At 75.5% G+C, this 19,908-nt stretch carries 17 protein-coding genes, 1 tRNA gene and 1 pseudogene; 10 read left to right on the top strand and 9 right to left on the bottom strand.

Annotated elements, in window-relative coordinates:
* Nucleotides 1-691: TerD family protein (locus tag MW084_RS08240; protein ID WP_275563535.1), on the bottom strand; the 691-nt coding region annotated here is incomplete at its 3' end.
* 210 nt (nt 692-901) lie between these two features.
* On the opposite strand from MW084_RS08240, the gene MW084_RS08235 reads away from it, so the two are divergent.
* The 3 genes from MW084_RS08235 to MW084_RS08225 all read left to right on the top strand — a co-directional run bounded on the left by MW084_RS08235 (nt 902) and on the right by MW084_RS08225 (nt 5,450).
* Complete coding sequence (locus MW084_RS08235; protein ID WP_010472191.1) at nt 902-2,089, top strand: HpcH/HpaI aldolase/citrate lyase family protein; 1,188 nt, start codon at nt 902-904, stop codon at nt 2,087-2,089.
* A 119-nt stretch (nt 2,090-2,208) separates the two neighbouring features.
* The gene (locus MW084_RS08230) at nt 2,209-4,623 is read left to right on the top strand and encodes a phosphoribosyltransferase domain-containing protein (RefSeq protein ID WP_010472193.1); all 2,415 of its coding nucleotides are present in this window, start codon (nt 2,209-2,211) and stop codon (nt 4,621-4,623) included.
* Nucleotides 4,620-5,450, top strand: coding sequence for an HAD family hydrolase (locus MW084_RS08225; RefSeq protein WP_010472196.1), 831 nt, complete (start codon nt 4,620-4,622; stop codon nt 5,448-5,450). The genes MW084_RS08230 and MW084_RS08225 overlap by 4 nt, the downstream gene beginning before the upstream one ends.
* A gap of 389 nt (nt 5,451-5,839) precedes the next feature.
* Here the strand turns inward: MW084_RS08225 and MW084_RS08220 are convergent, their stop codons facing one another.
* Nucleotides 5,840-6,058, bottom strand: coding sequence for an FmdB family zinc ribbon protein (locus MW084_RS08220; protein ID WP_010472197.1), 219 nt, complete (start codon nt 6,056-6,058; stop codon nt 5,840-5,842).
* A 44-nt stretch (nt 6,059-6,102) separates the two neighbouring features.
* Nucleotides 6,103-7,497 (bottom strand): hypothetical protein, encoded by a 1,395-nt coding sequence (locus MW084_RS08215; protein WP_010472199.1) that lies wholly within the window; start codon nt 7,495-7,497, stop codon nt 6,103-6,105.
* Between the two features lie 252 nt (nt 7,498-7,749).
* On the opposite strand from MW084_RS08215, the gene MW084_RS08210 reads away from it, so the two are divergent.
* Nucleotides 7,750-7,824: transfer RNA gene (locus tag MW084_RS08210), tRNA-Val, on the top strand.
* A 279-nt stretch (nt 7,825-8,103) separates the two neighbouring features.
* On the opposite strand, the gene MW084_RS08205 is transcribed toward MW084_RS08210, so the two are convergent.
* Entirely contained in the window at nt 8,104-9,039 is a 936-nt protein-coding gene (locus MW084_RS08205; protein ID WP_010472202.1) for a peptidoglycan recognition protein family protein, read from the bottom strand.
* 557 nt (nt 9,040-9,596) lie between these two features.
* Between MW084_RS08205 and MW084_RS24535 the strand changes: the two genes are divergently transcribed.
* A complete protein-coding gene (locus MW084_RS24535; protein WP_391953216.1) occupies nt 9,597-9,671 on the top strand; it encodes a 50S ribosomal protein bL37 in 75 nt (24 codons plus the stop codon).
* Between the two features lie 12 nt (nt 9,672-9,683).
* Here the strand turns inward: MW084_RS24535 and MW084_RS08200 are convergent, their stop codons facing one another.
* Nucleotides 9,684-10,232, bottom strand: coding sequence for a flavoprotein (locus tag MW084_RS08200; protein ID WP_039829550.1), 549 nt, complete (start codon nt 10,230-10,232; stop codon nt 9,684-9,686).
* Between the two features lie 76 nt (nt 10,233-10,308).
* On the opposite strand from MW084_RS08200, the pseudogene MW084_RS08195 reads away from it, so the two are divergent.
* Nucleotides 10,309-10,533, top strand: a pseudogene (locus MW084_RS08195) (DUF2277 domain-containing protein); the annotation flags it as partial.
* On the opposite strand, the gene MW084_RS08190 reads toward MW084_RS08195, so the two are convergent.
* Together MW084_RS08190 and MW084_RS08185 are read right to left on the bottom strand one after the other, a co-directional pair.
* Complete coding sequence (locus tag MW084_RS08190; protein WP_010472208.1) at nt 10,523-11,140, bottom strand: DedA family protein; 618 nt, start codon at nt 11,138-11,140, stop codon at nt 10,523-10,525. The pseudogene MW084_RS08195 and the gene MW084_RS08190 sit on opposite strands and share 11 nt — an antisense overlap.
* Before the next feature lie 713 nt (nt 11,141-11,853).
* Complete coding sequence (locus tag MW084_RS08185) at nt 11,854-12,513, bottom strand: HNH endonuclease family protein (RefSeq protein WP_010472209.1); 660 nt, start codon at nt 12,511-12,513, stop codon at nt 11,854-11,856.
* A 186-nt stretch (nt 12,514-12,699) separates the two neighbouring features.
* On the opposite strand from MW084_RS08185, the gene MW084_RS08180 reads away from it, so the two are divergent.
* Nucleotides 12,700-13,488: an ABC transporter permease gene (locus tag MW084_RS08180; RefSeq protein WP_010472211.1), complete on the top strand. Its 789-nt coding sequence runs from the start codon at nt 12,700-12,702 to the stop codon at nt 13,486-13,488.
* A gap of 195 nt (nt 13,489-13,683) precedes the next feature.
* Nucleotides 13,684-14,268, top strand: a complete 585-nt coding sequence (locus tag MW084_RS08175) for a TMEM165/GDT1 family protein (RefSeq protein WP_010472214.1) — start codon at nt 13,684-13,686, stop codon at nt 14,266-14,268.
* 256 nt (nt 14,269-14,524) lie between these two features.
* On the opposite strand, the gene MW084_RS08170 is transcribed toward MW084_RS08175, so the two are convergent.
* Nucleotides 14,525-15,346, bottom strand: coding sequence for a peptidoglycan-binding domain-containing protein (locus MW084_RS08170; RefSeq protein ID WP_275563534.1), 822 nt, complete (start codon nt 15,344-15,346; stop codon nt 14,525-14,527).
* A 481-nt stretch (nt 15,347-15,827) separates the two neighbouring features.
* Here MW084_RS08170 and MW084_RS08165 point away from each other — a divergent pair, with 481 nt between their 5' ends.
* Nucleotides 15,828-17,897, top strand: coding sequence for an MDR family MFS transporter (locus MW084_RS08165; protein WP_010473571.1), 2,070 nt, complete (start codon nt 15,828-15,830; stop codon nt 17,895-17,897).
* 730 nt (nt 17,898-18,627) lie between these two features.
* Nucleotides 18,628-18,936, top strand: coding sequence for a hypothetical protein (locus MW084_RS24320; protein ID WP_010473569.1), 309 nt, complete (start codon nt 18,628-18,630; stop codon nt 18,934-18,936).
* A gap of 472 nt (nt 18,937-19,408) precedes the next feature.
* Here the strand turns inward: MW084_RS24320 and MW084_RS08155 are convergent, their stop codons facing one another.
* Nucleotides 19,409-19,867, bottom strand: a complete 459-nt coding sequence (locus MW084_RS08155) for a hypothetical protein (protein WP_010473568.1) — start codon at nt 19,865-19,867, stop codon at nt 19,409-19,411.
* Nucleotides 19,868-19,908 lie beyond the last annotated feature (41 nt).

Below are 19,908 nucleotides of genomic sequence, written 5' to 3'. Positions count from 1 at the left end.
GGGCTGCCGTCGTGGCGGCGGCCGGGGCGGGTATCGCCCGGGTGGCGTCCTCGGGGTCCGCGACGGGCGCCGGCTCCGCGGGGCGGGCACCCGGCTCCGCGTCCGGCCCGGGCTCCCGGGGCTCCTCCCCGGCCTCCGCCGGGGCCTCCTCCTCAACCGAGATGCCGAACGCCGTGGCCAGTCCGATCAGCCCCGTCGGATAGCCCTGGGCCACCGCGCGGAACTTCCACCCCTCGCCCCTGCGGTACAGCTCGCCGCAGATCATGGCGGTCTCCTCGCCCGTCTCCGGACGCACGTGGAACGACGCCAGCCCCTCGGCGTCCTCGCCCGCGGCGGCGTCGTACAGCACGATCCGCAGGTCCGGCACGTGGGCGAAGGTGCCGCCGTCCGAGGACGCCGCGATCACCACCTGGTCCACGGACGGCTCCAGTCCCGCCAGGTCCACCCGGACCGTGTCGGTGAGCCCGTCGGCCACGCGCTTCTTGGGCAGCCGCCGCACCGAGCCGGAGGGGTGGCGGGGCTGGTTGTAGAAGACGAAGTCCTCGTCGGAACGCACCCGCCCGTCCGGGCCGAGCAGGAGGGCGGAGGCGTCGACGTCGGGGACCTCCGGGCCAGGGGTCCAGCGCAGTACGGCCCGCACAGCCGCGACGTCGAGCGGGACGTTCGAGCCCTTCAGCATCTCGTGCGTCATGCCCGTCATCCTGCCCGGCCACCCGCCGGGGGGACAACGCGGGGGCCGGTACGGGATGCTCCGGCCGCCCGGCGGGCCCCCCGGAGGCCACTTCCAGGTCACCCGGCGTTCGTGCGGACAGGGAACCGGTGACACTTGTCCGTACGTACTATTACCGGCCACATGTCATCGGGCCGTGGACGGCACACCACGGCAGTTCGGGGAATTCGCATGCGTCATTTCGGGCACATCCCGCCCACTGCCCGGGCCGGGTTGTTCCACCGGGAGCCGTGCGCGTTCGACGGTCACTCGCCCGCCCGCGTCCTGTCGGCCGCGCTCGGCGCGACCCTCTACAGCCCCGCCACCCGCCCCAGGCTCGCCGACGACGTGATGAAGCAGGTCGGGCGCGGGGTCGTGTCCATGGTGCTCTGCCTGGAGGACTCCATCGGCGACGGGGACGTCGCGGCCGGCGAGGAGAACCTGGTGCGCCAGTTCGCCGACCTGGCCGGGCGGGGCGGCGAACCGCCGCTGCTGTTCATCCGCGTCCGCGAACCCGGGCAGATCCCCGACCTGACCCGCCGCCTCGGCCCCGCCGCACGGCTGCTGTCCGGATTCGTACTGCCGAAGTTCACCGAGAAGCACGGCACGCCCTTCCTGGAGGCCCTCGCCGCCGCCGAGGCGGAGCCCGCCGCGGCGGACGCCCTCGCCGGCCGCCCCCTGTACGCGATGCCCGTCCTGGAGTCGCCCGAGCTGCTCCACCTGGAGACCCGGGCCGACACCCTCGCCGGGATCGTCCGCTCCGTCACCGCGCACCGCGACCGGATCCTGGCCCTGCGGCTGGGCGTCACCGACTTCTGCGCCGCGTACGGCCTGCGCCGCTCGCCCGACATGACCGCGTACGACGTCCGGATCGTCGCCCACGTCATCGCGGACGTCGTCAACGTCCTGGGCCGCGCCGACGGCAGCGGCTTCACGATCACCGGGCCGGTGTGGGAGTACTTCCGCCTCCAGGAGCGGATGTTCAAGCCGCTGCTGCGGCGCAGCCCCTTCACCCAGGGACAGGCCGACGCCCTGCGCGCCACGCTGATCGAGCACGACATGGACGGGCTGCTCCGCGAGGTCGAGCTGGACCGGGCCAACGGCCTGCTCGGCAAGACCTGCATCCACCCCTCCCACGTCCAGCCCGTGCACGCCCTGTCCGTGGTGAGCCACGAGGAGTACAGCGACGCCCGGGACATCCTCCGCCCGGAGCGCGACGGCGGCGGAGTCCTGCGCTCCACCTACACCAACAAGATGAACGAGGTGAAGCCGCACCGGGCCTGGGCGGAGCGCACGCTCCTGCGGGCCGAGGTGTTCGGCGTCGCCAGGGCCGACGTGGGATTCGTCGACCTGCTCGCGGCGGGCCTGGCGGTGCCGTGAGCGGAGCCCGGCACGCGGCGGGCGGCCCGCGCCCGCGGGGGAACCCGCGCCCGGGAGGGACCCCGCATCCGAGAGAGAACCCGCATCCCAGAGAGAAGAGGCACGTCATTCACAGCGCGGTGTGGACGGGAACATGGGTCGCCGAGCGGCTCGGCGTCGAGATCTCCGGGCACCGGGGGGACGACGGGGAGCTGCGCGACCTGCTGGGGCTGGCCCTGCGGGACAACAGGCGGCGGGCGCACCTGCTGGTCTCCCGCGTACTGGGCAAGCACGTGCCGCAGAGCCCCGCCGTGGTGCGCGGCTCCGGCCGGGAGCTGGGACGCCGCGTGCGGGCGCTGCTGGGCGAGGCGGAGACGCGGCGCGCGGTCGTCGTCGGGTACGCGGAGACGGCGACCGGGCTGGGCCACTGCGTCGCGGACGGCCTGGCCCACGCCCCGTACCTGCACTCCACGCGCCGCCCCGTGCCGGGGGTGCCCCGGACGGCCGGGTTCGAGGAGTCCCACTCCCACCACACCTCGCACCTCCTGCTCCCCGAGGACCCCGCGCTGCTGGCCGGGCCGGGCCCGCTGGTGCTGGTCGACGACGAGCTCTCCACCGGCAGCACCGTCCTGAACACCGTGCGGGCGCTGCACGCTCGCTACCCGCGCGAGCGGTACGTGATCGCGGCGCTCGTCGACATGCGGTCGGCCGAGGACCGGGAGCGGCTGGCGCGGTTCGCCGCCGGGATCGGCGCCCGGGTGGACGCGGTGGCCCTCGCGTCGGGGACGGTGCGCCTGCCGGACGGAGTGCTGGAGAAGGGCCGCGCCCTGGTGGCCGCCCACCAGGAGCCGGCGCCCGCCGCGTCCGGCGACGCGACCGCCGTGCGCCGCGTGGACCTCGGCTGGCCGGCCGGGCTGCCGGACGGGGGCCGCCACGGTTTCACCCCCGCCCACCGGGCCCGCCTGGAGGCGGCGCTGCCGTCGATGGCGGCCCGCCTGGCGGAGGAACTCCTCCCGCCCGGGGCGGACGCGCCCCGCGTCCTCGTCCTGGGCTGCGAAGAGCTGATGTACGCCCCCCTCGCCCTGGCCGCCGCGCTGGAGGAGCGGGCGCCCCACGCCGACGTGCGCTTCTCCACCACCACCCGCTCGCCCGTCCTCGCCGTCGACGACCCCGGCTACGCCATCCGCACCCGCCTGGTGTTCCCCGCCCACGACGACCCCGCGGACGGCCCCGGCGACCGGTACGCGTACAACGTCGCCGGAGCCGGCTTCGACGCGGTCGCCGTCGTCGCCGACTCGACCGCCGACACCCCGGCCCTCCACGCCCCGGACGGCCTCCTCGCCCGGCTCGCCGCGCACGTCCCGCGCGTCGTGCTGGCGACCGTCCCCTCGTACGTACCGGAAGGAGCCGGCGTGCCGCCCGAGCCGCTGCGCGGACCCGCGTTCTCCTCCTACGCCCCCGACGAGGTCGGATGGCTCCTGAAGGACCTGTCGGACGTGGAGCTGGAGGCACCGACCGAGGAGCGCGAGGAGGCCGTCCAGAGCGGCGGCGCCCACTACGCCGAGTCGCTGCCCGTCGAGTACCAGCCGAGCGACGAGTACCAGAAGCTCTTCCGCGCCGCCCTCGACGGCTCCGCCGCCCGGATCGCCCGCGCCGTCGGCACCGTCACCGAGACGGTGCTCGCCGAGCGGTCGCCGCGCCCCGTGCTGGTCTCCCTCGCCCGCGCCGGCACCCCCGTCGGCATCCTGATGCGGCGCTGGGCCCGGTACCGCCACGGCCTGGACCTGCCCCACTACGCCGTGTCCATCGTGCGCGGCCGGGGCATCGACACCAACGCCCTGCGCTGGCTGCGCACCCACCACGACCCGGCCCACGTCGTGTTCGTCGACGGCTGGACCGGCAAGGGGGCCATCACCCGCGAACTGGCCGCCGCCCTCGCCGGCTTCCCGGACTTCGACCCGGAGATCGCCGTCCTCGCCGACCCCGGCTCCTGCGTGCGCACCCACGGCACCCGCGAGGACTTCCTCATCCCCTCCGCGTGCCTCAACTCCACCGTCTCCGGCCTGGTCTCCCGCACGGTCCTGCGCGCCGACCTGATCGGCCCGGACGACTACCACGGCGCCAAGTTCTACCGGGAACTCGCGGACGCCGACGTGTCCGGGGACTTCCTCGACGCGGTTTCCGGCCGCTTCGAGGAAGTGGCGGACGCCGTCGGCGCCGACGCCGCCCGCCTCCTCGCCACCGACCGCACCCCCACCTGGGAGGGCTGGGCGGCCGTCGAGCGGATCAGCGAGGAGTACGGCATCCACGACGTCAACCTCGTCAAGCCGGGCGTCGGCGAGACCACCCGGGTCCTGCTGCGCCGCGTTCCGTGGCGGGTCCTCGCCCGGCGCGGCGCGGGCGCCGACCTGGACCACGTGCGGCTGCTGGCCGAGCAGCGCGGCGTCCCGGTCGAGGAGGTCGACGCACTGCCGTACACCTGCGTCGGCCTCGTCCACCCCGGCTACACGCGCGGCGCGACCGGCGCCGACGGCCGGGCGGTGACGGCGCCGTGACCGCCCCGCCCGTACTGGTCGCCAGCGACCTCGACCGCACCCTGGTCTACTCCGCCGCCGCGCTCGCGCTGACCGCCCCCGACGCCGAGGCCCCGCGCCTGCTGTGCGTGGAGGTGTACCAGGGCAGACCGCTGTCGTACGTCACCGAGGCCGCCGCCGGACTCCTCGGCGAACTGGCCCGCGCGACCGACTTCGTACCGGTCACCACCCGGACCCGGGAGCAGTACCGGCGCATCCGGCTGCCCTGCCCGGCCCCCCGGTACGCGATCTGCGCCAACGGCGGCCACCTGCTGGTCGACGGCGAACCCGACCCCGGCTGGCGGGCGGCCGTCGCGGCGCGCCTCGCCGACGAGTGCGCCACCCTCGACGAGGTGCGGGCGCACCTGCTGGCCGCCGCCGACCCGGCGTGGCTGCTGAAGGAACGGGTCGCGGAGGACCTGTTCGCCTACCTCGTCGTGGAGCGGGCCCTGCTGCCCGGCGACTGGCTCGCGGAGCTGTCCGACTGGGCCGGCTCCCGCGGCTGGACGGTCTCCCTGCAGGGACGCAAGGTGTACGCGGTGCCCAAGCCGCTGACGAAGAGCGCGGCGGTACGGGAGGTGGCGCGGCGCACCGGCGCCCGCACCGTCCTCGCGGCGGGCGACTCGCTGCTCGACGCGGACCTGCTGCTGGCCGCCGACCGGGCGTGGCGGCCCGGCCACGGCGAGCTGGCCGACACGGGCTGGGACGCCGGCCACGTGGAGGCCCTCGCCGACCGGGGCGTCGCGGCGGGGGAGGAGATCCTGCGCCGGTTCCTGACCGCGGCCCGCACGGCGACCGCGACGGTGTGACGGGGCGGCGGCGCCCGTGAGGCGGCGAGGCGGCGGGAGCGATGGAGGTGTGACGGGGGTGGCGTGACGGGAGTGGCGTGACGGGGGCGGCCCGGCGCCAGGCCCGGCGTCCTGAGGGGCGGTCCGGCCCGGCGGGCCGTGACGGCTCGTGGGGGCGGTCCGGTCCGGCGGGACGCGGCGCGGGGACGGGAGCGAAACGGGAGCCGGGCACGGCCGCCCCGCGCGGAGCGGCCGGCGGGTGACGAGGGCCGACACCGGATGACGCGTGCCCGCACCGGGCGGCCCGCGCGGGGCGGGGCGACCCGGTGGCTCCGCCCCGGCGCGGCTCCGTCCCGGCTCAGTTCCGGCGCGGCTCAGTTCCGGCGCGACTCCGTCCCGGCTCGGGATCGTCAGCCGCAGCAGCCGCCTCCGCAGCACCCGCCGCCACCGCCGCCCGCGGGCCCGGCCGGGGCGGCCGGCGCCGTACCGCCGACGGCGACGGTCGACAGCAGCTTCACGGTGTCCTCGTGCCCGGCCGGGCAGGCCGCGGGCGCGGAGGACTCCGCCATGGGACGGCTCAGTTCGAACGTGTCGCCGCAGGTGCGGCAGCGGTACTCGTAGCGAGGCATGCACACAGGTTAACGACCCCCGGCGGGCGGCGGACCCGGCGGCTTCAGCCGGTGCGCCCGGGCGGGCCGCCCCCGCGTTCCTCGCGGATCGTCTCCACCACCCGCGCGACCGCCACCCGCACGGCCTCCGTCTCGGCCAGGAAGCGCCAGTAGTCGGGGTGCCGCCCCTCCAGGCCGCCCACGGCCCGGTCCAGACGGGCGACCGCGTCGTCCAGGGGCCGCGCGTGCCGCGGGTCCGGGGTGTGGCGGCCCTCCATGGCGAGCCGCTGGGCGTCCCGGACCGCGAAACGCGTGCGCTCGATCTCCCGCTGCGGGTCCTTCGACACGTCGTCCAGCCGCCGGAGCCGCTCTCCGGCGGCCGACACGTCCTCGTCCGCCGCGTTCAGCAGCGCCCGTACCGTCGCCAGCAGCGCCGTCGCGTCCGCCCACCGCTGCTCGTCCCGCGCCCGCCCCGCCTCCGCGAGCTTCTCCTCCGCCCGCGCCACGGTCCGCGCGGCCCGCTCCGGCACGGGCTGGAGGTCCTGCCAGCAGGCGGCGACGAACCGGCGCCGCAGCTCGCTCAGCACGGGCTCCACGGACGCGGCCCGGTTGGCGAGGGCCTGCGCGCGCGTCCGCAGGGACACCAGCCGACGGCCGGTCTCGGCGGCCCGCTCGGGCAGCCGCTCCGCCTCGGCCCGTACGGCTTCGGCCTCGCGCAGCACACGGTCGGCGCGGCGCAGGGTCTCCGCGACACCGTGCCGCCCCGCACCCTCGTTGAGCCTGGTCAGCTCGGGTGCGAGGGCGGCGAGCCGCGCGGCCTGGTCATCGGCGCGCAACCCCGAACCGCGTACGGCGTCCAGCGCGCCGCTCGCGGCGAGCAGTGCCGCGCGGGCGCGCTCCACGGCCGGGGCGAGCCGGGCCAGCTGCGTCTCGGCCGTGTCGAGGAGCGGGGCGAGCCGCTCCTCGAACCGCTCCAGCTCGCCCCGGACCCCCACCAGTTCGTCCCTGGCGCGGGTCAGGTCCGTGCGGGCGCGGACCGCCGTGGCGGCGTCCAGGTCGGCGCGGTCCAGGTCGTAACCGTCGACGGCCTCGATGTACGTCCGGCTGACCTCGTCGACACGCCGCCCCAGCGCGGCGAACTCCTCCACGGCCCGGCCCGCGGCGGGCGACCCGTCGACCGCGGCGATCGTCTCGACGGAGATCCGCAGGCCGCGCTGCGCGGTGTCCAGCTCGTAGAACGCGGCGGCCGCGGCGTCCTTCGCGGTCTGCGCGTCGGCCCGCCGGTCCTCGGCGCGACCACCGCCGAACCAGCGCCGCGTACCGCCCCCGGCCCCGCCCCCGGCGAGCGATCCCGCCGAGGCGAGCACCCCGGCCGAAGCGGCGGCGAGCAGGGGCAGGGGCAGCAGCGCCAGGGCGAGCGCGTCCCTCGCGCACCGTCCCGTACCGCGCGTCCCCGTCACATCCGCTCCCCGTACTGCGTGTCCGAGCCGACCCGGTTCATTCTCCCACCAGGTACGACGAACGGGAGGGCGGATCAGTTCGCGGCACCGGCCGCCGCCCGGCCGCTCCCGCGTCCCGCGCTTCGTGCCCCGTGTTCCGCGAGTCCCCGTACCCCGCGCCCCGTGAGGGCGGTCCGCCGCCCGGGACGGGGCGGCCCCGTGACGGTTTGCGGACCTCACCCGTGGGCCATGTACGCTGTTGCCGCATTCCAGGGGTGCGTAGCTCAGGGGTAGAGCGCTGCTCTTACAAAGCAGATGTCGGCGGTTCGAAACCGTCCGCGCCCACCAGCGAGAAGGCCCCCGCAGCGATCGGCTGCGGGGGCCTTTGACGGCAGTGGCTGACGGCGGTCTCGCTCAAGGCGGCGGAGCAGCCGGTCCACGTGGTTGGCGGCCCCACGCCGGGTGTCCTGCACGACGTGCGCGTACGCGGTCGTGATCGCGGTGGTCGCGGGCGGCCCGTGCCGGGGTGGAGTGGGACCGGTCGCACGGTGCTCCGGCAGGGCGAGCGGCCCCGCAGGCGGCGCGCCCGGCGCGCGGCGGGTGCGCCGGGCCGCCCCGTCGGCGGGGTCACAGGGTCCAGAACGGGCCCGAGGCCGAGCGGTGGAGGAGGCGGACCGGGCGGTTGTCGGAGGTCCGGGCGCGGACCATGAAGCGCAGGTGGCGTCCGGCTCCCACGTCGGCCGTGCAGGTGAACTGGTGTCCGCCCGCCCCGTACGCCCGCACCGGCAGGTGCAGGGAGCGGTCGCCGCCGTTCTTGTCCGTCGTGTAGAAGCAGCCCTCGATCACCGTGTCGGCCGGGGTCTCGTCCCCGAACAGCAGGTGCACCAGGGTGTGGTGGCGGACCGGACCCACCAGCAGGACCGCGGTGCGGAACGAGAGCCCGGCCCAGTTGCCGGACGTGAGTTCCAGGTCGGCCGCGTTGGACGCGTTCAGCATGTCGGGCACGGGGTCCTCCTCGGGCGGTACGGGTGTCGTCTGGACGTCGGCGCGTTTCACGATCCCCGGGAACACGACCTTGCGGAACTGGTCCACGCGCGCGTCCCCCGGGCACGCGGTGCCGCCCGCCGACCAGGCGGAGTGCAGGCGGTGGTAGCCGTAGCCGGGATCGTCGTGGCTGCGGCAGATCCGCAGGGGCAGGCCGTGCCGCTGGTGCAGCCACACCCCCAGCCGGATCAACTGCTCGACCTGCTCGTCCGTCCACGGGTCGGTGTGCTTCAGGTTGGACGCCGTCTCGACGGACACCGCGCCGGTGCCGTCGGGGCGCCGGTTGGCGGTCGCGTTGGCGTCGGCACGGGTCTCGGTGCCGATGTACTGGGCGAGGTCGCCCGCGTACCCGAGCCCGAAGTGCGACTCCAGCGAGCTGGACTTCCAGTACTCGTAGAGCCGCTGCGCGGTCCACGGCGCGGCCAGGCTGTGCATGATGAACTGCGTGGGTCTGATAGCGGGTTGCTGGTCGCTCTCGGGCTGGAGCTCCAGCTTCCTCGCGAACGGGCACCAGGCCATCAGGGTGCCTCCTTCCGACTCTGGCACGTCTTTCGGGGGGCGTCCGGCTCCGGCTGCGACTCCGCGCGCTCGACCCCCGTGCACCGGGCCATGTGTCTCCTCTTCGGGGTGTGGGGCGCCTCGCACGGAGCGTGCCGGGCGGGCACCTGACAGTGAGTTGCCCGGCGCGGGGACCCCTCACTCGGCACGGCGCGCACTTGCCGGGGGTGAAGGGGGCGGGCGGGCCCCAACCGCCCCACGCCGCCGTTCCGTTCGCACGCGCACCCTTCCGTCCCGCCCTGCCGCGGGTCCGGCCGCGCGGAACGGCCGCCCTGTTCCGCCGTGCCGGGCCGGGCCGCGCCATGCCGTTCCGCGCTGTGCCGGGTCGCGCCGTGCCGGGCCGGCCCGGCACGCTGGTTCACGCCGCCTCTGCCGGGCCCGTCGCCGCGGTGCCGTCGGCGGTCGGAGGTCGGCAGTCGGAGGTCGGCGGCCGTGCGGGGGGTTCGGGGCGGGCCTAGACTGGCGAATGCCCGACATGCCCGAAAACCCCCTTGCGGGGTCCGGAAGGAAGTGACCTCATGTCGAAGCGAGGCAACAAGCGGCGTGCCCGCAAGGGCAAGAAGGCCAACCACGGGAAGCGGCCCAACACCTGACGTCCGGGGCGCTCACCGGGCCCCGTGCACGGGTTCCACCGCGTCCAGGGCCGACGCCCAGGGGAAGTGGTCCGGCCAGTCCCGGCCGGGCGGGTCCGGGACGTATCCGCCCTCCCCGTACAGCACCGTCACGCCCGCCGTCCGCAGGGTCTCCACCGACCGCTCGAACTGGGGGTGGCGTACGTACGCGGCGTTCGCGCAGGGCATCGCCACGACGGGCAGTCCCCTGCCGGCGGCCTCCGTCGCGACCCCCACCACGAAGTTGCCGGTCAGGCCGAGCGCCCAGGCGTTCACCGTGTGGAAGGTCGCCGGTGCGAACAGCACCGCGTCGGCGGGCGGCCAGACGTCGGGGTCGCCCGGGTGCCCGTACGCGCTGAGCACCGGATGCCCGGTCAGCGCGGCCAGTCCGTCCAGGCTCGGTTCCAGCCACCGTGCGGCACTCGGCGTCAACCCCAGGCAGACGTCCCAGCCGCGCGCCTGCGCGTCCTCGATGACTCTCGCCACGTCGAACACCGGGGGAGCGGCCGAGCAGAACAGATACAGGGTCCTCGCTTCGATCATGGAGTTCATCTGACCACATCCGGCCAGGCGCACCCCCGCGGGAGCCGCCCGGACCGCCCTGTACCCGAGGAACGCCATGTGCCGCAGCATCAGGACCCTCCGCCCGCCCGCGCTGCCCGAGGGGGCCACCGAGGACGACATCGCCGCCGCCGCCCTCCAGTACGTGCGCAAGGTCTCCGGGTTCCGGGAGCCCGCCGCGCACAACCGGGAGGTGTTCGAGCGTGCGGTCGCCGAGGTCGCCGACGCGACGCGGCGGCTGCTCGACGGCCTCCGGGTGCGCGGCGCCGCCGTCAGGGAGCCGGTGCCGGGGCGGGCACCGGACGGCGCAGGACGTACGCCGCGACGCCCCCCGCCAGGAACAGGGCGAGCACCGACACCGCCGCGCTGAGCCACGTCGCGCCCAGCCACTGCCCGCCGAAGTAGCCCAGGCCGACGCTGTACGAGGCCCACACCACCCCCGCCAGTACCGACCACGGCACGAACTCGCGCGCCCGGCGCCGCGACGCCCCCGCGCCCAGGGAGACCACCGACCGCCCGGCCGGGGCGAACCGGGCGATGACGACGAGCGCGCCGCCGCCCCCGCCCAGGGCCGTGCCGAGACGTTTCCGCGCGGTGGTCAGGCGCCGGGAGCGGGCGATGGCCCGATCGAACCGGATCCCGCCGCGCCAGGCCAGGCGGTACGCGGCCAGATCGCCGAGGACCGAGGCGGACGCCGCGCACAGGGCGAGGGCGACGAGCGAGACCCCGCCGGGGGCGGCCGTCGCCGTCGCCGCGGTCGCCGCGGTCGCCGCCGAGATTAGCAGGACACCGCTGGGCAGCACCGGCAGGAACACGTCCAGCGCCACGGAGAGGGCCACCGCGGCGTAGACCCATGGACTTTCGGCCAGCCACCGCACGCTCTCCAGCACCTCGACTCCCCGCTCCACCCCTGAGAAACGCGGAACAGCGTACGCCCAGCAGGTCATCGGGCACGCGCGGAGGGTGGCCGAAGCGATGCGGTGCGGTGCGGTGCGCCCGATCGCGGGCCACCGGGGAGGGGTGCCGGTAGGGGACCGTTCGGGCCTGGCACCGGCCGCGACCGCCCGGGGCGGGCACCGGCCGTGTTCTGGTGGCCGGATTCCGTCCCCGCCGGTCCGTGCGGGGTCCCCGCCGGTTCGTACACCGGCCCCGTCGGTCCGTGCAGGGTCCAGGTCCGCTCGTGCGCCGGCCCACCGGTTCGTACACGGTCCAGGCCCGCTCGTGCACCGTTCCGGCCGGTTCGTGCACGGTCCAGGCCCGCTCGTGCGCCGCGCCCGTGCCGTCCGCGTGCCGCCTTGAGCCCTCGCTCCCGCGTGCCCGCACGCGCGCCCGCTCCGGCCCCGGCGCCCCGTGGACCGGACGGCGCCCCGTACGCCCCGGCGGCGCACGGCGCGCGCCGGTTCCGGGCGCGCGACCGCCGCCGGGCCGTGGGCGGCACCGGCGGCGGTCGNNCGCNNCCCGCGTTCGCCGCGGGCCCCGGCCCGCGGTGCGGCGTCCGCGGGCCGGTCCTCCCGGGTCACCCGGCCCGTGCGGTACGGGGCGCCTGCCGCACCGGCCGGGAGGGGGAGGCCCCACCGGTCACCGGCGGGGGAGTGACGTTTCGTCAGGCGCAACCGCTCAGCACCGACTGCAGGGCGCTCTTCTCGGCGGAGTCCACCGAGAGGCCCCAGTGGTGCTTGACCTGCACCCACATGCGGGCGTAGGTGCAGCGGTACGCGGTGCGCGAGGGCATCCACTCGGCCGGGTCCTGGTCGCCCTTGGCCTGGTTGACGTCGTCCGTGACGGCGATGAGCTGCGGCCGCGTCAGGTCGTTGGCGAAGGAACCGCGCTGGGAGGTGGTCCAGGAATTCGCACCCGAACGCCACGCCTCGGCGAGCGGGACGACGTGGTCGATGTCCAGGTCGGAGGCGGCGTACCAGGTGGCGCCGTCGTACTCGGAGTACCAGCGGCCGCTGGTCGCCGCGCAGGTGGAGTCCTGGACGACGTTCACGCCGTCGCGCTTGAGGACGACCTCGCGGGTGTTGCAGGTGCCGTACTGGGTGCTCCAGTGCGGGAACAGGTCGCGGCTGTAGCCGGTGGAGGAGCCCTCGGTCCGGACCGCGAGCTGGCCCAGGTAGGTGCGCGCGGTGGCGGCGCTGACGGGGGTGGGCGGGGCCGCCTGCGCCGTGGGCGCGGTGGCCAGCAGGCCGGTGACCGCGAGGGTGGCCGTCGTGGCGAGGACGGAGAGGCGACGTGCCGTTCGACGCGCGTAGACACGGAACATGTGAACTCCTCTGGCCGATGGGGGCGTTGCGGGCGCCCGGGCGGGCTGCCCGCTCATGCTGGCGACGCCAGGTGTCCTGGGGGTGGGTGTCAGGTGACAGCGTGACGACATGAACACGTCACATCAAGGGTGGTGTCCGGTTCCCGACACGCGGACGGGGAGCCCGCGGAGTCCTAGGGTTGGCGTGTGCTGCTGCCGGTCGACCTCGTCTTCGGCGGCGTCCTCGCCGCCCTGCTCGCCGTCGCGGCGGCCGTGGTGGCCGCCGCCCGGCTGCGCCCGCCCCGCGAGACCGTCGTCGCGGGGGTGCGCGCGGCGCTGCAGCTCGCGGCCGTCTCGCTGGCGATCGGCTGGGCGGTCCGCACCGCGCCGCTGCTGCCGCTCCTCCTGCTGGTGATGTACGGGGTCGCGGTACGGACCGCCGGGCGGCGCCTCACCCGCAACCGCACCTGGTGGTGGGCCGCCGTCCCGGTGGGCGCCGGGGCGGCCCCGGTCGTCGCGGCGCTCGTGCTCACCGGGCTGGTGCCGGTCGAGGGCGTCGCGCTGGTCCCGGTGGCGGGCATCCTCGTCGGCGGGGCGCTCACCGCCACCGTCCTCGGCGGGCGGCGCGCCCTGGACGAGCTGGCCGCCCGCCGGGGCGAGGTCGAGGCGGGCCTCGCGCTGGGGCTGTCGCCCAGGGAGGCCCGGCTGGAGGTGGCGCGGACGGCGGCGGCGGACGCGCTGCTGCCGGGGCTCGACCAGACCAGGACCGTGGGCCTGGTCACCCTGCCGGGAGCGTTCGTCGGGATGCTGCTGGGCGGGGCGCCGCCGTGGCTCGCCGGGGCGGTGCAGCTCTTCGTGCTGGTCGCGCTGATGGCCGTGCAGGCGGTCGCGGTCGCAGTGGTGCTGGAGCTGGTCGCCAGGGGACTGGTGCACCGGGAGGAGGACTCCGGCCGGGGTCGCGTACCCTGGACGGAGCAGAAGGGGAGTAGCTCCTAGCCGGACCGTCGACATACTGCCGGGCCTCGTGCCCGGCCGGCGCCCGGAGGCGGACCTCGTTGCAGGCCGCCAGCGAGACCTTCGGCATCAGCGGAATCCATATCCATGGTCCCGCCGTGCCGAAGCGACCCCGGAAAACGCGCGAGCGAAGGTCTCTCGGTACGGCGGCGGCCCGACCGATTGAGGAACCAGCCCGTGCTCAGCTTCACGATCATGGCGATCACCTTCGGTGTCGTCTTCCTCGCCGAACTTCCCGACAAGACCGCCCTGGCCGGCCTCATGCTGGGCACCCGGTACCGCGCGTCGTACGTCTTCGCGGGGGTCGCCGCCGCCTTCGCGGTCCACGTCGCGCTCGCCGTCGCCGCGGGCAGCGTCCTCACGCTGCTGCCGCACCGGCTGGTGCAGGCGTTCGTCGGCGTGCTGTTCCTCGCCGGTGCGGCGATGCTGCTGCTGAAGAAGGACGACGACGGGGAGGAGAAGATCAAGGCCCCCGCCGACCAGTCGTTCTGGAAGGTCTCCGGGGCGGGCTTCATGCTGATCCTCGTCGCGGAGTTCGGCGACCTCACGCAGATCATGACCGCGAACCTGGCCGCCCGCTACGACGACCCGCTCTCCGTCGGCCTCGGCGCGGTCCTCGCCCTCTGGTCCGTCGCCGGACTGGGCATCGTCGGCGGGCGGACGCTGATGAGGTACGTGCCGCTGCGGCTGATCACCAGGGTGGCGGCGGGACTGATGCTGGCCCTGGCGGGCTTCAGCCTGTACGAGGCGCTGACCGGCTGACCCGGACCGGCTGACCCGGACCGGCCGACTCGGACCGGCTGATCCGGACCGGCTGATCCGGACCGGCTGATCCGGACCGGCTGACCCGGACCGGCCGGCCTGGATCGGCTGGCCCGGATCGGCTGACCCGGACCGGCTGACCCGGACCCCCGGGGACCGGTTGACCCGTCGGCCCCCCCGCCGACCGCCCGGCCCGGCCCGGCCCGCTCCGGTTCGCCGCTCCGCTCCGCTCCGGGCCGGGCGGGACGGCGGCGGGTCAGCCGTTTCCGGAGGTCTCGCCCTCCAGTGCCTGCCTGGTGGCGGGGCCGTAGACGCCGGGCGGGTCGGCGGTGATCCCGTGGTGCGCCTGGTACCGGGCTACGGCCCGCTCGACGTTCTTGTCGTAGCGGCCGTTCATCGCGCCGCCGTACAGGCCGACCTCGCGCAGCCGGTGCTGGAGCTCCAGCACCTCCTCACCGCGGTCGCCGCGGCGCAGGGTCGAACCGCTCTCCTGCGGCGGGCCGGCGTCCGTCGCGGACGGCCTCGGGGCGTCCGGCCGGGGCCGCGCGGGGGCGGTCGTCCCCGGTCCCGGGAGTCCGGGCGCGGTCGTGCCGGCGGTCTCCGCGGGGGCCGGGGCGTCCGGCGCGGACGGGACCGGCGAGGCCGACGGGGCCGACGGGGCCGCCGGGTCCGACGGGGTCGCCGGGGCGGAAGGCGCCGACGGGGCGGTCGGTGAGGGGGGCGCGCTCTCCTCCGTCGTCGGGCCCGCCGGTTCGGTCGGCCAGGGGGGCGCGCTCAGGTTCGGGTCGGGCGCCACCCGGTCGGCCGTGCCCCCGTCGTCGAACAGCCCGCTCACGAGGGCCGCCGCGCCGGCCACCGCCACGACCGCCACCACCACGGCGGCGACCGCTCCCGGCCGCCGCCCGCCCCTGCGCCGGCGCGAGCGGCGCGGCCCCGGCGTGACGTCCGCGTGGTGCGCGCCGCCCGGCCCGGCCGGCCCGGCGGCGTACCCCGGCCCGTCCGGCCCGTCCGGCCCGGCCGGCCCGGTCTCCGTCCCCGGCGCCGCGCCCGCGGCCCCGGCCCCGAGGTACAGCGGCATCGTGGACTCCGCGTCCGGCTCCGCCCGCCGGGCCCCGGGGGCCGGCGCCGCCTCCGGCGGGAGCGGCACCCCCGCGGCCGGAACGCCCTGCCCCGGCACGTCCCGGGCCGGTGCGCCGGCGTCCTGCGCCCCCGGGGCCGCACCGGCCCCCGGGGGCGGCTCCGAGGCCCCGGACGGCGGCTGGAGGTTCACGTACGGACGTATCCGCAGGGGCTCGAAACCGCCGCCCGGCCCGGCGCCCCCCGCCCGGCCGCAGGAGCAGCCTGCGCCCTGCGGCGCCGCGGGCGTGCCGCACTCAGGACAGACCGTTCCGGCCACTGTGGGTCCCTCCCCTAGAGGTTCTGCCGACGGAGTCCCGCCGCGTGAACTGGCAGCGATTATGCAGCCCCGAGTGACCTCCCCAACATTCCGGACCGCTCTCGGCAGGCCGTGACGGGCCGGACCGCCCACGATGGACGGTGGGACTGTGAGGGAGGCGCCCATGACGCGATCAGTCAGCACACCGGCCACCGGCCCCGCTCCGGAGGAGGGATACGACCGGCGCGCGGTCCTGGTGCCCATCGGAGCGCTGCTGCTGGGCATGCTGCTCGCGGCGCTCGACCAGACCATCGTGTCGACCGCCCTGCCGACGATCGTCAGCGAGCTCGGCGGCATGGACCACCTGTCGTGGGTGGTCACCGCCTACCTGCTCGCCTCCACCGCCGCCACACCCCTGTGGGGCAAGCTCGGCGACCAGTACGGGCGCAAGAAGCTCTTCCAGGCGGCGATCGTCATCTTCCTCCTCGGCTCCGTGCTGTGCGGCGTCGCGCGGGACATGCCGCAGCTCATCGCCTACCGCGCCGTGCAGGGCCTGGGCGGCGGCGGACTCATGGTGCTGTCCATGGCGATCGTCGGCGACCTCGTCCCGCCCCGGGACCGCGGCCGCTACCAGGGGGTCTTCGGCGCCGTCTTCGGTGTGACCAGCGTCCTCGGGCCGCTCCTCGGCGGCGTCTTCACCGAGCACCTCACCTGGCGCTGGGTGTTCTACGTCAACGTGCCCGTCGGGATCGTCGCCCTCTTCGTCGTCGCCGCCGCCCTGCACGTACCGGTCCGCCGCGCCCGCCGCACCATCGACTACCTCGGCACGCTCCTGATCGCCTCGGTCGCCGCCTGCCTGGTGCTCGTCGCCTCCCTGGGCGGCACCACCTGGCCGTGGGCCTCCGCCCCGGTCCTCGGGCTCACCGTCCTCGCCGCCGTGCTGCTCGCGGTGTTCGTGCGCGTCGAACGGCGCGCCGCCGAGCCGGTGCTGCCGCCGCGGCTGTTCGGGATCCGCACCTTCACCCTGGTCTGCGCCATCAGCTTCGTCATCGGCTTCGCGATGTTCGGCGCGATGACCTACCTGCCGACGTTCCTCCAGGTCGTCCAGCACGTCAGCCCCACCATGTCCGGCGTCCACATGCTGCCGATGGTGCTCGGCATCCTGCTCACCTCCACCGCGTCCGGGCAGATCGTCAGCCGCACCGGCCGGTGGAAGGTCTTCCCCGTCGCCGGCACCGCGCTCACCACCGCGGGCCTGCTGCTCCTGCACCGCCTGGAGGTGGCCAGCCCCACGTGGGAGACGAGCCTGTACTTCTTCGTCTTCGGCGCCGGCCTGGGCCTGGTCATGCAGGTCCTGGTACTGGTCGCGCAGAACTCCGTGGGCTACGAGGACCTGGGCGTCGCCACCTCCGGCGTCACCTTCTTCCGCTCCATCGGCGCCTCCTTCGGCGTGGCCGTCTTCGGCACGGTCTTCACCGGCCGCCTCACCGGCAAGCTGGAGGACGCCCTCGCCGGGCGGGACGCCCCGCCCGGCGCCGACGCGCGGGGGATCGCCGCCGACCCGCGCGCCATCGCCGAGCTGCCGCCCGCCCTGCGCCCGGCCGTGCTCGACGCGTACTCCACCTCCATCACGGACGTCTTCCTGTACGCGTCACCGGTCGTCCTGATGGCCTTCGCCCTCGCCTGGCTGCTGCGCGAGGACCGGCTGCGCGGCTCCGTCACCGCACCCGACCCGAGCGAGACCCTCGCCCCCAACCCCGTCGAGCGCTCGTCGTACGAGGAGGTCGCCCGCGCCCTGTCCGTGCTCGGCTCCCGCGAGGGCCGCAAGGCCGTGTACGAGAAGATCACCGCCCGCGCGGGGATGGACCTGCTGCCCGCGGCCGGCTGGCTGCTGCTGCGCATCCGCCGCCACGGGACCGTGGAGCCGGGGCGGCTCGCCGAGGACGTGTCCCTGCCGCTCAGGGTCGTCACCGAGGCGTCCCGGCAGATCGAGGAGCGGGGGCTGGCCCGCCGCGAGGGCCTCCAGCTCATCCTCACCGACCGGGGGGTGGAGGCGGCGGCCCGGCTGGCACACGCCCGTGAGGAGTCCCTCGCCGAGCTGCTCGGCGACTGGTGGGGACCGGACCGGCCCACCGACCTCATCCGGCTGGTGGAGGAGCTGACCGCCGAGCTGTCCGGCTCGTACCGGGAGCGCCCCGGGAGCAGGCCCCCGGCCCCGGGCCACCGGGTCCCGGGGGCGCCGCGGGCCCGGTGACCCGGCCGCAGGCCCGGTGACCCGGCCGGGTGCCGTACCTCCGAGGCTGTCCCTCGCGCTCCGGCCCCGCAAGCGCTTCCACGAGGACACCGTGCCGATCGCGGGCGGCGCCCCGGCCCCATCTGCGGCCCCGGCATCGCCGGGCAGCCGAGGAGCCACCGGTACCCCGCCGGCCACCGGGTCGCCATCGAAGCCGACGCTCTCCTCCGGCCTCCGTCCGGGGGCATTCCCACCGCCGTGGTCGTCGGCCGGCCGGTGATGGGCGACCGCAACGACTGCGAGACGCGGGAATCACCCGGCGCGCAGGACGACCGTGGCAGCGGACGGCGGTCACCGGGGCGCCGGTCCGCTCATCCCGCACTTCCGTGAGCACGGTCGGACCGGACTCCCGGTCGGGAAAGAGGAGCACGAGACCTTCCACCGCAAGGTTCCGCGTCCGCGTCGAGCACGCCTTCACCCGCATGAAGACCTGGAGGATCTTCCGCCGCCGTCTGAAAGGCGGCGGCGTCCACCGCGCCATGCTCGGCATCGTTCGCCTGCGCAACCTGATCCCCGCCGGACGGGAGGAAGGCCACAGGCCATCCAGCATGCTGCGGATCATTCACGGGACGGCCCTCAGTGAGACTGCGAACCCGGCTTCAGGGGAAAGAAGTGGCGCTCCTTCGGGCACCCCGACGACCGGACCGCTTCGGCCCGCGTGTCCGAACGAGCCCCCACCGGAGCGTGAGCCGTGTACGGAACGGTCTCAAGCCTCGTTCCGCTGGCGGCGGGCGAGGGCGTCGGCGGCCGAGCGGCGGTGCTTCTCGTGTACGTCCACGAGGACGCCGGCGCTTCGGCCGAGTGTGGCCTCACCGAGGCGGAGACGTTCGGCGAGAGCTGCCAGGCGGGTGTGGCCGGGGCCGGCGGCAAGGTAGAAGAGGGCTTCGTCGACGGTTCGGTCATCGCCGCCCCAGCGGACCACGCCGTCGAGTTCGGCGAGGATGTCACGGAGGACCGCGAGCTCAAGAGGGAGAAGCCGCCCCTGACACCGGGCGGGTAGTGGCCGGGACGGATGCGGACGGCGGTGCCTGAGGCCAGGTTGCGGGCGGGTCCCCGGAGCCTGTCCGGAGCGGTCCAGCCGACGACCTCGTCGGGCTGGAGTTCGGCGGTTTCGTAATGGAAGCGGCGGATGAGGTGGACAAGAACGGTCTCGGCTGCGCCGAGCCGGACTTGGAAGCCCGTCACCGGGGTGCCCGGCACGGGACGGGTGGCGATGGACCCGCCTTGGTCAGCGGCGGTTTCCATGTCCCAGCCGTTAGCCGAACGGGACCCGGCGAGGAGTCGCTCGTTACGGGCCTCGGCCCGCGCGACGCCTTCACGGACGGCTTTGGGAAAGGTGTAGTCCCCCGGCCCGGCGGTGTACGCCGGGAGGGCCACCGCCTGCGAGCAGGGGAGTGCCACTGCGACGGTGGTGAGGGCGGCGGCACGCAGGAGAAACCCTCTGCGGGGCAGCGAGGAGGCGGGGGCGGCACTCATGTTTTCCTCTTCTCGGGATGTTCCGGTGCGGTGGTGCGCTGGTGTTCGACGACGGCGATCAGGGCGAGCGTCATTGCGATCACCACACAGCCCGTCATCACGGGTGTGAGGAAGCCGGGGACGGCCGCGGCGTACGAGCCCCCCGATGCCAGGCGGCAGTCGAGAGCGGGTGGCAGGTAGGACACGCTGTAGCCGCTCACCTGCCCGTACAGCGAGGGATTCGCGTCCTGACAGGCCTGGGCGGTACCACTCTCGTCGAGGAAGAGCGATACCGAACCCCAGACGTAAGCGCCGGCGGCGAAGGCTCCGGCGAGCGCGGCGCCACCGCGTGCCACGGCCCCCGGACCACTCCTGCGGATCGCCGGAAAGCCGTATCCGGCGAGACCGAAGGCAGTCACAGCGGCGGCGACGATGCCGAGCAGGAGGGGCAGGGCGGCAGGATACGAGGAGGTCATGGCGGGTACCTCACCCACTGGCGAGTTGTCGGACAAGGTTG

The sequence above is a fragment of the Streptomyces sudanensis genome, assembly GCF_023614315.1.
Classification (GTDB): domain Bacteria; phylum Actinomycetota; class Actinomycetes; order Streptomycetales; family Streptomycetaceae; genus Streptomyces; species Streptomyces sudanensis.
Note: the sequence above shows the minus strand (reverse complement) of the source record. Positions and strands in the feature narration are given on the sequence as shown.

Coding starts and splice junctions, on each gene's coding strand:
- MW084_RS08235 (WP_010472191.1), top strand. CDS start 902: ATGCGTCATTTCGGGCACATCCCGCCCACTGCCCGGGCCGGGTTGTTC.
- MW084_RS08220 (WP_010472197.1), bottom strand. CDS start 6,058: ATGCCTCGCTACGAGTACCGCTGCCGCACCTGCGGCGACACGTTCGAA.
- MW084_RS08205 (WP_010472202.1), bottom strand. CDS start 9,039: ATGGCCTGGTGCCCGTTCGCGAGGAAGCTGGAGCTCCAGCCCGAGAGC.
- MW084_RS08200 (WP_039829550.1), bottom strand. CDS start 10,232: ATGATCGAAGCGAGGACCCTGTATCTGTTCTGCTCGGCCGCTCCCCCG.
- MW084_RS08185 (WP_010472209.1), bottom strand. CDS start 12,513: ATGTTCCGTGTCTACGCGCGTCGAACGGCACGTCGCCTCTCCGTCCTC.
- MW084_RS08170 (WP_275563534.1), bottom strand. CDS start 15,346: ATGCCGCTGTACCTCGGGGCCGGGGCCGCGGGCGCGGCGCCGGGGACG.
- MW084_RS08165 (WP_010473571.1), top strand. CDS start 15,828: ATGACGCGATCAGTCAGCACACCGGCCACCGGCCCCGCTCCGGAGGAG.
- MW084_RS08155 (WP_010473568.1), bottom strand. CDS start 19,867: ATGACCTCCTCGTATCCTGCCGCCCTGCCCCTCCTGCTCGGCATCGTC.